The 11,962-nt window shown below is 58.8% G+C and carries 14 protein-coding genes and 1 pseudogene; 6 read left to right on the top strand and 9 right to left on the bottom strand.

Features of this window, described 5'->3' with window-relative positions; genetic code table 11:
• Positions 1-51 precede the first annotated feature (51 nt).
• The 4 genes and pseudogenes from FQ320_RS04695 to FQ320_RS25990 form a co-directional block, all read right to left on the bottom strand.
• Complete coding sequence (locus FQ320_RS04695) at positions 52-387, bottom strand: arsenate reductase family protein (protein ID WP_148470443.1); 336 nt, start codon at positions 385-387, stop codon at positions 52-54.
• 207 nt (positions 388-594) lie between these two features.
• Positions 595-1,071, bottom strand: a complete 477-nt coding sequence (locus FQ320_RS04690; protein WP_148470442.1) for a dihydrofolate reductase — start codon at positions 1,069-1,071, stop codon at positions 595-597.
• Positions 1,072-1,863: a thymidylate synthase gene (locus FQ320_RS04685; protein WP_148470441.1), complete on the bottom strand. Its 792-nt coding sequence runs from the start codon at positions 1,861-1,863 to the stop codon at positions 1,072-1,074. It abuts the gene before it with no gap.
• Between the two features lie 125 nt (positions 1,864-1,988).
• Positions 1,989-2,177: pseudogene (locus tag FQ320_RS25990) on the bottom strand (bestrophin family ion channel); the annotation flags it as partial.
• A gap of 332 nt (positions 2,178-2,509) precedes the next feature.
• On the opposite strand from FQ320_RS25990, the gene FQ320_RS04675 reads away from it, so the two are divergent.
• From FQ320_RS04675 to FQ320_RS04665, 3 genes are all read left to right on the top strand, one after another.
• Positions 2,510-3,529: a hypothetical protein gene (locus FQ320_RS04675; protein ID WP_148470440.1), complete on the top strand. Its 1,020-nt coding sequence runs from the start codon at positions 2,510-2,512 to the stop codon at positions 3,527-3,529.
• Positions 3,530-3,533: 4 nt separating this feature from the next.
• The gene (locus FQ320_RS04670; protein WP_148470439.1) at positions 3,534-4,955 is read left to right on the top strand and encodes a surface lipoprotein assembly modifier; all 1,422 of its coding nucleotides are present in this window, start codon (positions 3,534-3,536) and stop codon (positions 4,953-4,955) included.
• Positions 4,956-5,017: 62 nt separating this feature from the next.
• Positions 5,018-5,446, top strand: a complete 429-nt coding sequence (locus FQ320_RS04665; protein ID WP_148470438.1) for a VOC family protein — start codon at positions 5,018-5,020, stop codon at positions 5,444-5,446.
• A 142-nt stretch (positions 5,447-5,588) separates the two neighbouring features.
• On the opposite strand, the gene FQ320_RS04660 is transcribed toward FQ320_RS04665, so the two are convergent.
• The 3 genes from FQ320_RS04660 to FQ320_RS04650 form a co-directional block, all read right to left on the bottom strand.
• Positions 5,589-6,086, bottom strand: coding sequence for a MarR family winged helix-turn-helix transcriptional regulator (locus FQ320_RS04660; protein WP_148470437.1), 498 nt, complete (start codon positions 6,084-6,086; stop codon positions 5,589-5,591).
• A gap of 82 nt (positions 6,087-6,168) precedes the next feature.
• Positions 6,169-6,432 carry a succinate dehydrogenase assembly factor 2 gene (locus FQ320_RS04655; RefSeq protein WP_370513014.1) on the bottom strand — a complete coding sequence of 88 codons (264 nt, stop codon included), beginning with the start codon at positions 6,430-6,432 and terminating at the stop codon, positions 6,169-6,171.
• Entirely contained in the window at positions 6,429-6,821 is a 393-nt protein-coding gene (locus FQ320_RS04650) for a helix-turn-helix transcriptional regulator (protein WP_148470435.1), read from the bottom strand. The genes FQ320_RS04655 and FQ320_RS04650 overlap by 4 nt, the downstream gene beginning before the upstream one ends.
• A gap of 99 nt (positions 6,822-6,920) precedes the next feature.
• Here FQ320_RS04650 and FQ320_RS04645 point away from each other — a divergent pair, with 99 nt between their 5' ends.
• Positions 6,921-8,123: a pyridoxal phosphate-dependent aminotransferase gene (locus FQ320_RS04645; RefSeq protein WP_148470434.1), complete on the top strand. Its 1,203-nt coding sequence runs from the start codon at positions 6,921-6,923 to the stop codon at positions 8,121-8,123.
• A gap of 3 nt (positions 8,124-8,126) precedes the next feature.
• Positions 8,127-8,522, top strand: a complete 396-nt coding sequence (locus tag FQ320_RS04640; RefSeq protein ID WP_148470433.1) for a hypothetical protein — start codon at positions 8,127-8,129, stop codon at positions 8,520-8,522.
• 225 nt (positions 8,523-8,747) lie between these two features.
• Here the strand turns inward: FQ320_RS04640 and FQ320_RS04635 are convergent, their stop codons facing one another.
• Positions 8,748-9,557 carry a DUF4198 domain-containing protein gene (locus tag FQ320_RS04635; protein ID WP_187393772.1) on the bottom strand — a complete coding sequence of 270 codons (810 nt, stop codon included), beginning with the start codon at positions 9,555-9,557 and terminating at the stop codon, positions 8,748-8,750.
• Here FQ320_RS04635 and FQ320_RS04630 point away from each other — a divergent pair.
• Positions 9,556-10,725 (top strand): HupE/UreJ family protein, encoded by a 1,170-nt coding sequence (locus FQ320_RS04630; protein WP_148470431.1) that lies wholly within the window; start codon positions 9,556-9,558, stop codon positions 10,723-10,725. The genes FQ320_RS04635 and FQ320_RS04630 overlap by 2 nt on opposite strands.
• Before the next feature lie 82 nt (positions 10,726-10,807).
• Here the strand turns inward: FQ320_RS04630 and FQ320_RS04625 are convergent, their stop codons facing one another.
• A complete protein-coding gene (locus FQ320_RS04625) occupies positions 10,808-11,926 on the bottom strand; it encodes a polysaccharide biosynthesis/export family protein (RefSeq protein WP_148470430.1) in 1,119 nt (372 codons plus the stop codon).
• Positions 11,927-11,962 lie beyond the last annotated feature (36 nt).

Raw genomic sequence — 11,962 nt, 5'->3', positions numbered from 1 at the left:
GGCAGGCCAGTCAGTATTATCTCAGGCGCCGCCAAATGTGGCAGGGCGCGGTCAGCTCAGCAATGCAGTCTGAACGCCAGAATCCCAGCCCAGATACAGCTTTTCCTCACTGCGGATGACCGGGCGTTTCATCAGCGCGGGATGATTGGCCAATTGCTCTTCCGCCTCGGAGGCCTTCATCCAGTCAGACAACCCGCGATAGGTGGTCGACGCGCGGTTGACCAGACGGTCACCGAATTCAAGAATCAGTTCGTCCCATTCAGAGGGGCTGAGAGGATCGGCGCGGATATCTCGAAATGTGACATCATGGTCGGCACTTTCCAGTGCTTTAATGGCTTTTTTGCAGGTGTCGCAGGTCGGAATACCGTAGAGAGTGAGGGCGGTCATTTGGAGCCTTCGGTTGCGAAATGATCAGATGGATGCCTTTGGTGGGCAGATTATGGGGCAAAATCCAAGCGCTGTCATCCGCCAAGAAGCCCGCGCGCCGCCGATTCTGCCGGGCCACAGTTGTGCAAAGCCCTGCATCGCGCGACGACAGCCCCGACCACATAGAATGCAGACAATCCGCCGCTCCCCTCGGCAGGCTGATCGCAGTCAGGCGCGAATGAATTCATGCAAGACACATCTGGGGGATGACTCACGAATGACCGGGCTGCGTTTCAGCTTCCATTCCGTGGCGTCGAATTCTGGAAAGAACGCATCGCCATCCTCGATTGAAATATCAACTTCCGTTATCATCAGGCGATCCGCAATCGGCAACAAGGCTGCATAGATCGATTGGCCGCCGATGCCATATATCCGCGTGTACCCAGCCGCATAGCATTCCTTCACCGCATCGCCCGGGTTGGAACTGGTCAAATCAGCCTCAATGTCTGAGCGCGTCACGACACAATTGAAACGGTTGCGCAGCGGGCGAACCGGCAGGCTTTCCCATGTGCGTCGCCCCATAACAACAGCCCCGCCTAACGTTTCTCGCTGGAAAACCTTTAAATCTTCGGGGGCCGACCACGGAATATCGCCGCGACGGCCAATGGCACCATTTGTGGCGCGGGCAACAATCAAAGTCAGCATCTAGACTGCCACCGGCGCTTTAATGGGCGGAAAAGGATCGTAGTCCACAAACTCGAAATCCTCATACTTGAAATCGAAAAGCGATTTAACGTCGCCGTTGATCTTCAACCGGGGAAGAGGTCGCGGTGAACGCGAGAGTTGAAGCGCGACTTGCTCTCGGTGATTGTCGTAGATATGCGCGTCACCGATGGAGTGAATGAATTCCCCGGCCTCATATCCGGTCACCTGCGCCAACATCTGCAACAAGAGCGCATAGGAGGCAATATTGAACGGTACTCCAAGAAACATATCTGCGGATCGTTGGTAAAGCTGAAGATGCATCCGGCCATCCGCGATGCGCACCTGCCACATCGTATGGCATGGAGGCAGCGCCATTTGGTCAATATCATCCGGGTTCCACGCGCTTACAATCAGGCGCCTGCTGTCAGGAGCCTTTTTGATCGCATCAAGGAGTTTACTAATCTGATCAATTGGTCCCGAGCGCCCCGGAAAGCTGCGCCATTGGTATCCATAGACAGGTCCAAGGTCGCCATTCTCATCGGCCCATTCATTCCAGATAGACACACCATTCTGTTGTAGATATTTGATATTCGTATCGCCGGAAAGAAACCAAAGCAATTCATGAACAATCGATTTGATGTGCAGTTTCTTGGTGGTGACAAGAGGAAATCCATCACCAAGGTCGTACCTGCATTGCATACCAAAGTGGGACAACGTGCCCGTTCCCGTCCGATCGGAAGACCCGACGCCCTTGTCCAGAACCGTTTGAAGCGCATCCAGATATTGCTGCACGATGTATATTCCTTCAGAACTTGATTGCGATCAATGGACCTTTGCCCACATGCACGGGTTCAACTGACATCTATCGCATCGCACCGCAAACCAACAGTCGCCACTGCACTGGGCATCGGCGCGACTTAACTCAACACACGATTCTTCGGGTAAAGTTCTGCAGGCGGTGTCCGGTCCAGCGCCTCGCAGACCGAAATTTCACTCATTCGGCACATGGCATCCAGCGGCAATCCATTCTGCACATTGCGAAACGGCAATTCAGACTCGTTGGTCACCGCTTGCAAGCCAAAGAATACATAGGCCACGACCGCTGAAAATACCGGGGCATTTTTTCGGCAACATCAAGGAAATCCGCAGATATTTCTGCAATTATCTTCGCCTGGGGCGGGTGTAAATCCCGCTCCGGCACCGTCGGCCTGGCCTTCGTCTCTCTGGCACCAGTGCCGCACCCGCCGGATTCGACTGGGAAAGCCCGCGTCGCCTTAACCGTACCCCCATGCGGGATCGTCAAGCTCTGGCGGCTGGTGCGAAAATTCCACATCGGTTCGAAGGAATCGCGCGCGTACCGAACTTTCCTTGACTTGAATCCTCCAACCCCCGACCTTGATCGAAAATATAAAATCGGCAGAGATCGGGCAGAAAATTGATGATCAGAAAACTAATCGCCGCCAGCGCGCTGGTCGGTCTTGCGGCATGCAGCGGCGGTGAATTCCTGTTTCCCGTGGAAGAGGAAGAGGAAGGGTCAATCACCGACCCGAGCCCGATGTTCACAGGCGAGGTGAATAAGGTCGACTATGACGCGGACAACAATCAGTTGGTTGTGAACAACCTTCCCTTCGATGGTCCCGATGGCATCTATCAACAAGTGGCCGCGCGCACCGAGGTGAACGGTTTCGGCGTTTACACCAGCCTGCAAACTGCCAATACCGGTCAACGCCGGTACTTTGCCGTCTTCCGCCAGTCGGAGCACGGCGAAGTGGCGGCGATCGCGACCGGCGACTACAAAAATTTCGGTTTCGGAGGGACATCGGTTGCCCGCGATGGCACGACGGCGATGCGGGCAACGGGTGAATACGTCTATCGTGGGCTGTACGGCGGGTTGCGCACCTTCAGTGATGACACCTTCAAAGATCGCGGGGGAATTGAACTGGTCGAAGGCGATGTCCTGCTTGAGATCGACTTGGCCGATTTCGACGATACCGGCGCCGTCGAGGGGCGGGTATCGAACCGGACCGCGTACAGTATCAATGGGGTGCCGCTGCAGCCGCTGCCAAACATCGTCTTCTCAACCACATCGATTTCGGCAGGCGGGGTGATCGACCCGGGTACCGCGTCCACAAGCAACAGGGATGGCTCGGCCCGGGATAGCGGCACCTATCAGGGCTTGTTCGTGGGTCCCGACGGCGAAGAAATTCTTGGCGCCGTAGACATCTCGGGCACGTTCGTTTCCTATCAGATCACCGAGACCATTCCGACCTATGACGACACTGGCGCTCAGGTGTTCGACAATAACGGCGATCCTGTCACCGAAGGTGTCCGGATCAGTTATCAGGACTTGCTGGATCTGCGCGCGACAGGCAGCGATCGGCTGGACAGCATCACCATAGCGGAAAACAACGAGGATTTTCAGGTGCGTGAGCTGGGTGTCTTCACCTCGCAGGAATAGACCGATGCGCGCCGTTCCATTCATGACCGGGCGTCTGGCCGTCGGGGCTCTGGCCACGATGCTGGCGTTTTTCGGCGGTTTGACACCGAATTATCCGTTGGCGGGCACGGCAATGGCGCGCGAGGTCAGCGGCGAGGCCATCCGTCTGGACATCAACGAGGCGCGCAAACTGGCCGCGATCATGCTGCGCGACGGGCAATCGGGTGACGCGCGTACGCTCGCGCTGGGCCTGTTGAAACGGGATCCACGCGATGTCGATGCGCTGCTGATCCTTGCGCAGTCCGAATTTCGGCTCGGGAATCTGGATCAGGCTGTGCGGGCAGGACGCCGGGCTTTTGCGGCGGCCCGCACCGACGCTGCGCGATATCAGGCGGCCCATGTTACAGCGGCCGCGCTGAACCTTGACGGGGCGCACACCCGCTCGCAAATCTGGCTGCGGCGGGCGGCACAACATGCGCCCGATGACGGGTCGCGCCAACAGGTGAGGCGGGATTTCCGCAGTGTCGCCGCTGCCAATCCGCTTGAGTTCAGCCTGAATTTCGGCCTGCGCCCCAGTTCCAATGTCAACAACGGATCGCAACACGACACCGAGCAATTGGGCGGGTTGACCCGGGTGCTTGACGGTTCGGAAAAGGCGCTGAGCGGACTGGAATATTCACTGGACGCCGACCTGCGGTATCGGTTGTCCGAATCCAAGCGGCGGCGGTTTTGGGTTGGCGCGAGCGCGCTTGGTTTGGGCTATGCCCTGTCGGATGAGGCGAAAACCATCGCGCCCAATGCCCGGGCTCAGGACTTTTCCTATCTCAAGGCCGGCGTGAATCTGGGTGCCGACCTGCGCGACGCGTCGGGGCGAGGCGAAACCCTATTTCAATTTTCGCTTGCGCAGGTTTGGTCTGGCGGTCATCGGACCACCCATTCTGCGGAAGTTTCAGCGACCCGAAGGCATCTGATCAGCCCGACGGCTCAGCTTCAACTGCGCGCAAGTGCCGAAAACCGATGGAACCCGAAGCGTCCGATTGAGGATTCGGTGATCCTGACCCTGTCGGGAAGTTGGCAGAAACGTCTGGTCTCGGGCGCGCAATTGGGGCTGGAGCTGGGTGTTTCCGACAGCGATTCAGACTCGTATCGCACCGCGAGCAAGGCGGTCTTTGCGGGCGCCAGCCTGTCCTTGGCAAAACCCGTACTTGGCGCCGCGACAAACCTGTGGGCCCGGATGCAGATGCGCGATTTCGACCTGCCGTTCCTTGTGTTCGATGCGCGCGAAGACACGCGGATCAGCATCGGCACCACGCTGTTTTTCCGCGATCTCGACTATTACGGTTTCGCCCCGACCCTCGACATCGGATACAGCCGCAGCCGGTCGAACATCGGGGCCTATGACGGGCGGTCTTTTGGTGTCGGGGTCGGCGTCCGCTCGGTGTTCTGAGCGCCCCCCCTTTCCCGCGCGCGTATGCGTGCTAGAGTTGGGACAACATCAAGGAGTCCCAGATGAAAATTACTTACCTTCACACCATGGTCCGGGTTCTGGATCTCGAAAAGTCTAAAGCGTTCTATGAACTGCTCGGGTTGGTCGAAACCCGCCGCGTCGACAATGACAAGGGCCGGTTCTCGCTGGTTTTCATGTCGCCCCCCGGGCAGGAAAATGCCGCCGTTGAGATGACATATAACTGGGACGGCGATGATGGCCTGCCGTCGGATGGGCGTCATTTCGGCCATTTGGCGTATCGCGTCGCGAATATCTATGACCTGTGCCAGCATTTGATGGACAATGGCGTGACCATCAACCGACCGCCGCGCGACGGTAACATGGCCTTTGTCCGCTCGCCCGACAACGTCTCGGTCGAATTGCTGCAAGAGGGCGACCCCCTGCCCCCGGCCGAACCTTGGGCCAGCATGGAAAACACCGGTCACTGGTAGGCCTGGATAAAAGAATGGCTGCGGCGATGGATAGTTTTGTCCAGATCGCCGCGGTTTTTTCCGCCTGTCACGGCGATAGAGCACAAGCGGCTGCGCGATCTGCCGATAATGGCCCTGGCCGCCCCGGCATTTGCGCAGTGGATCAATAGATATAGCGGATCTGATCCGTCCAATACCGCTCGACCCGGCGCAGGGTGACGTTGATGTTTTCGATTCCTTCGCGCCCCAGAACGCCGCGCGACTGCAGACCCTCGGCGTGGCGCTGGAACAGCTTGCGCACCACATCATGCACCGCGCGTCCTTTGGACGTCAGCCTCACCCGCACCGCCCGCCGATCGATGCCGCAACGCTGGTGGTGCATATAGCCCATTTCAACCAGCTTTTTCAGGTTATAGGAAACATTGCTGCCCTGATAATAGCCGCGCGATTTCAGCTCGCCCGCCGTCACCTCGTTGTCGCCAACGTTGAACAACAAAAGCGCCTGTACCGGATTGATTTCCAGCACGCCGACCCGTTCGAATTCGTCCTTGAGAACATCCAGCAACAGCCGGTGCAATCGTTCGACCAGCGACAGGCTGTCGAGGTATTCCGTCATGAACCCGCGCTCGACGGGCGCGCCCATACGTTCGTGAACACTCATATCAATCTCCGCAAAATCTGCATTGACGACAGGAATGGCGAAGAAACCCTAATTTTTTACAAACTATGCCACGAATTCGTGCTTAACGGCCGTGATGGTGGCGCGCGATGTCATCAATCAATTCCGCGAAACGATCCGGGACCGCCAGTTTTCGGCTGACCCACATGTAAAGATCATGATCGTTTTCAGACAGGATTTCATCATAGAGATCCAGCATTTCGGGCGAAAGCCGCCCCAGCCCGGCGTCAGAATAGGCCCCGAGAATCAGATCCATTTCCTTGATCCCGCGCCGCCAGGATCGCATCTGCATCCGTTTGATTCGGTTTTCCGGCGTCTCGTCCATCATGACAGTGCCGCTTTCAGCCGCTTTTCCAACCGTCCCACCCGGTTGGCAATCAGCGCCAATTCGCCCTGGGTCTGGCGCAGATCGGTCAGGATCGCGGCAACATCATGGGACATCGGGCTCTCGCTCGGGGGGGACAGACCGTCGCCTTCTCCGGTCAACAGCCAGCGCAGGGTAACATTCAACAGTCCCGACAACATGTTCAGTTGGTTGGCACGCGGTTCGGAAACGTCGTCTTCCCATTTCTGGAGCGTGGACAGCTTGACCCCGACGCGTTTCGCCAGATCGGCCTGTGACATGTCCAGAACCTGCCGTGCATCGGCAAGACGGTCGCCAAAAGTGGCGGTTTCGTTCGAATACCAATCTTGGGCGATGGCGTCTTCTTCGGTCATGCCTGCTCCTGCGTGAGTCGTGGCCCCGCGATCGGGGCTTGATCCGGTTTCCCACGAACCCTAGAACAATCCAACCGTGACTTCTACCGGGAGACTGCAATGGATTTCCTGTCCGCCACACTGAACCGCGTCAAACCGTCGCCCACGATCGCCGTGACCACCAAGGCCGCCGAACTGAAGGCCGCCGGACGCGACATCATCGGCCTTGGCGCGGGGGAACCCGATTTCGACACGCCTGAAAACATCCGCGAGGCGGCCAAGGCGGCCATCGACGCGGGAAAGACCCGCTATACTCCGGTCGACGGCATCCCCGAGTTGAAGCGCGCCATCTGCGACAAGTTTCTGCGCGAGAACCGGCTGACCTATTCCCCCGATCAGATCAGCGTCGGCACCGGCGGCAAACAGATCCTGTACAACGCCCTGATGGCCACGTTGAACCCCGGTGACGAAGTGGTGATCCCCGCACCCTATTGGGTCAGCTATCCCGACATGGTGCTGCTGGCCGGGGGCACGCCGGTGGTGGCCGAGGCATCCATGCAGACCGGGTTCAAACTGACCGCTGATCAGTTGGAATCTGCCATCACAGACAAGACGAAATGGCTGATCTTCAATTCGCCGTCCAATCCCACCGGTGCGGGATACACTTGGGAAGAGCTGAAGCAACTAACGGATGTGTTGCTGCGCCATCCCGATGTCTGGATCATGTCCGACGATATGTATGAACATCTGACCTTTGGCGACTTCACCTTTTGCACCCCTGCCGAGGTAGAGCCGCTGTTGTATGACCGCACGTTGACGGTCAACGGCGTGTCCAAGGCCTATGCCATGACGGGATGGCGGATCGGCTATGCCGGAGGGCCGAAACATCTGATCGCCGCAATGCGCAAGATCCAGTCGCAAAGCACGTCCAACCCCTCTTCCGTCAGCCAATGGGCCGCGGTCGAGGCATTGACCGGTCCGCAGGATTTCCTTGGTCCCAATCGCGCGCTGTTTCAACGCCGCCGCGATCTGGTGGTGGCGATGCTGAATGATTGCGCCGGTATTCACTGTCCGGTCCCTGACGGGGCATTCTATGTCTATCCATCGATCGCCGAATGTATCGGAAAAACCAGCGCAGGCGGGGTTGCGATCACGGATGACGAAGCGTTTGCCACCGCATTGCTTGAGGAAACCGGCGTAGCGGTGGTGTTCGGTGCGGCGTTCGGCCTGTCTCCGAATTTCCGCATCAGCTATGCCACCGGTGACGATGAACTGCGCGACGCCTGTACCCGGATCCGGACATTCTGTGCCGGGCTGAGCTGAGCGATGGACTTGCCCGAGTATTTCTTTCGTACCCGCGAAAACGGCGCCTTCGTGTTCCGGGTCGAAAACGATGCCCGTCAGCGACGGCTGGATATGGATCAGATCGCCGTGGTCAACATTCGCAACGGCGAAGTGAAACCCCATGGCGACAGGGTCTTATCGGTCGGGGACAAGGCCGCGATTGCCGAGTGGATGCGCGACAGGCGCGCGGTTCTGGCGGCGCGTGACATCGATGATATCCACCGCGCCGTCGATTTCCTCCACGCGACCAGCCATTGGGTGCAGTCCAAGGCAACAGATGACGAGATCGATGCGGTGACGGATGCGCTTTTGCTGGCGATGCATGACCTGCGCGGCGTACTGGTCCGGAAAAAGGCTGACCGGTTGGGTCGAGCCTGAACCCAAGGATGCGGGCTTTGAGTGCGGATGCCTCCGGCGGGAGTATTTTTGCAAAGAAGAAGCCGCGGGTCATGAATTCTTAGTACTCTCGGCGCAATCTGGTGGCACGTCCGGTCGAGGCGTAGCATCAGGAGACTGTCATGGAGTACGGGCTGTACGAAATCATGATCGCGTGTATCGCCGTGCTGGCTTTGCGCGATCTGCGCCGCGCTGTGTTCGGGTCGTCTATCCGGGGATTTTCACAGTAAGGCTTGCCCACAGGCTTTCCCATTGCGCATCTTTGATGATCTGGTCACCTGCCGGGCGGCGCAGAACGACCGTGTCGAACAGATAGGTCATGCCGGGCTCCACGGGAATTGTTGCGATCCCCTCGGCATTGGTCCGGTAGGTATTGACGGTCACCGATCCTTCGGCAGTCTTGGCGAAAACTTCGATCTGGGCGGTGTCGCGGGGTTTGTCGTCATAGAAAACCTGCAGGGGCAAGCCTTGCGAAAGATCATCGGTATAGGGATTGGCCAGCGCAACGATTTCGGTCAGCAGGCCATAGCGGCGGTCGGCGCCTGCCCCGTCACCCACCGCAACGAGGCTTTTGCCATAGCGCGAGTAGGCTTCGATGATATCCACTTTTGGGGCGCCGCTGGCTTCGTGTTCGGCTGCAACCCAATCTGCGTCCTTGTGGTGCAGGAAGGCGGTGAATTTATCCCACTCTTTCCACGTCACATCATAGTCGCGGGTGACATGCAGGATCACGTTCAACCCGTCGCCCAAGGGCGCCTGGTTCAGCGCCGGACGATCGCCCACCCGGCCTGTGACCGCGACGCGGATATCGCCCCGCGCCAGCTCAAAAAGGCGAAAATTCTGCGGAATGAAAGCATAGGGCGATCCGACGAAATCCTGGCCGACGCGGATATCGGCCTGAATGTTCGCGCCCGGATCGAGTGTGAAATCAACCGGATCGATCCAGAATTCGTGGCCAATGGCCAGCGTTGTGCTAAACGCGAAAGCGGCAAGGGTCAGCACAAGAGGTTTGAACATGGTCACGACTCCACCTGATCTGCAACATAGGGGGGGCGTGGCCGCATTGCTGTCAACCCTGCTGTGGGTCACTTTGGCGTGCCTCATTGCGCCCGCCCTGCCCGCCCGTGCCCATGAGGTTCAGCCGGCGGTGTCGGATCTGACCATCGACGGCAATACGATGACGCTGGACATCGTGCTGTCACTGGAACCGCTGGTGGCGGGGGCCGATCTGGAGGGGCTGGAGGATACCAACGCGAGCGACCGCGCAGAAGAAATCGACCGTCTGCGCGCGTTGAATCCTGCCGCGTTGGAACAGGCGTTCACCCCCATTTGGCCGCGCATTCGCGACGGAATCGTGGTCCGGTCGGACGATCGGCCGGTGGTGCTCGAACTGGTCGGTCTGGAGATCCCCGAGGTGGGCGACACAGCCTTGCCCCGCCTGTCTCGACTGCACTTGGCGGCCGCCCTGCCCACCGGCGACAGCCCGGTCATCGTCGGATGGAACGCGGAGTTCGGCGCGCTGGTTGTACGACAGATGGGGGCGGGCGATGACGCCTATTCCGGGTATTTGACCGGGGGCGCGGCAAGCGTGCCAATCCCGCGCACCGGCGCAGTGCAGCAATCGGCGATTACCGTCTTTCTCGATTATGTCGGAATCGGATTTGAACATATCATTCCCAAGGGGCTGGACCACATCCTGTTTGTTCTCGGGTTGTTTTTCCTGTCGACGCGGCTTGCACCCCTTCTGTGGCAGGTGACGGCGTTTACCCTTGCCCATACCCTGACCCTCGCGCTGGGAATTCTTGGTTATGTCAGCGTCCCGGCCAGCATCGTCGAGCCGCTGATTGCGATCTCTATCGCCTATGTCGGGATTGAGAACGTGCTTTCCCGGGGGCTGACGCCCTGGCGGCCTGTCATCGTGTTCATGTTCGGATTGCTGCATGGGCTGGGGTTTGCCAGCGTCTTGGGCGACATCGGGCTGAACCCGACCCAATTCGCCACAGGATTGATCAGCTTCAACGTCGGGGTAGAGCTTGGCCAGTTGAGCGTGATCGCGATTGGCTTTCTGCTGATCGGATACTGGTTCCGCAACAAGCCGTGGTATCGCAGCCGGATTTCCAATCCCGCGTCCATTGCCATCGCATCGATGGGAATTTACTGGGCGATCGAACGGACTGTTCTCTGATTGATTGTTGAAAAAATGCAAGACCCCGGCGGGATTTACCGCCGGGGTCACAGTGAATCGCCGGAATAGCGACAGTTCGGATCTAGAGCCTGTTGGCTGTGTTGATCAGACCAAAGCCCGAACCAATCAGCTGCACCACGGTTTGTACGCGCGTGACGGGGCTTTCCGTGGCAAGCACCACATCGCCGGGCTGAATGTACAGATTACGTGCGCTGAACAGCCCATCCGCCGAGGTCATGTCGATGGCAAAGACCACCCGTTGTTTTTGCGGCCCACGCACCCCGGCCGAAAGTGCCGAGCGGGGATATTCGCGCAGCACCAGCACGCCTTCCGGATCAGCCCGAGAATCTGACAAGCCACCGATCATCGAAATCGCCTCGAGCGCCGTGATATTTTCGCGGTCGAAATACACAATCTCTTCCTTGCCGGCCGCACCCAGTGACAGGAAAAAGCGCTTGTCCTCCTGCACGATTACCTTGTCGCCGCCACTCAGGACGGTATCGATCTGCGGATCCTTGTACAGGCGTTCGATCGAGGTGACATACGTCGAATTCCCACGCTGCAATTTCACACGCGGGTTGCGCAGGGTCGGGGGCACGCCGCCGCCCTGGCTGATCAGCGCGAGTACCGAGAAATTGTTGTCAGGCAAGGGATAGTTGCCGGGGCTAGACACGCCCGCGACCAGATCGACCGTGTTCTGCCGCCCCGCTGCCATGGTCAGTTGAACCTGCGCCGAAGGGGAAATCTCCAAAAGCTGGCTCTGGATGGCCGAGCGGGCCCGCTCGGGGCCCATCCCGGCAATCCGGATATCGCCAACATAGGGGATGAACACCCGGCCCGACGGCGACACTGCCATTTCACCCAAGGGCGCCACCCGCTGACCATCGGACAGCAACAGCGAATTTTCCTGATTGTCCCAGATCGACACCGTCACCCGGTCGCCCGGGGCGATCACCTGCCCCAGTGAACCCTGATCAGACTTCGGCCAGCCGTTCGAGAACTCGGAATTCACCGGCGGCCAGGCCTCAATTGCCGGCAGCAGCGCGCGATTGACCTGATAAAATGCCAGATCATTCTCTAATGTATGGGCATCCTTGGTGATGTCAGTGCGCAACGCGGCACCCTGAGGCAGATTGCTGCACCCCGCAGCGAAAGCGGCCAGGCTTAGCGACGCCCAAAGTGTCGTGCGCAATCGGGTCATGATTCCTCCTGGACGTTCGATGTGGCGCTGCCGACA

The sequence above is a fragment of the Oceaniovalibus sp. ACAM 378 genome (assembly GCF_008085915.1).
In the GTDB taxonomy this organism is placed as follows: domain Bacteria; phylum Pseudomonadota; class Alphaproteobacteria; order Rhodobacterales; family Rhodobacteraceae; genus Oceaniglobus.
The sequence above is the reverse complement of the archived record's forward strand: the minus strand, read 5'-3'. Positions and strand labels throughout refer to the sequence as shown.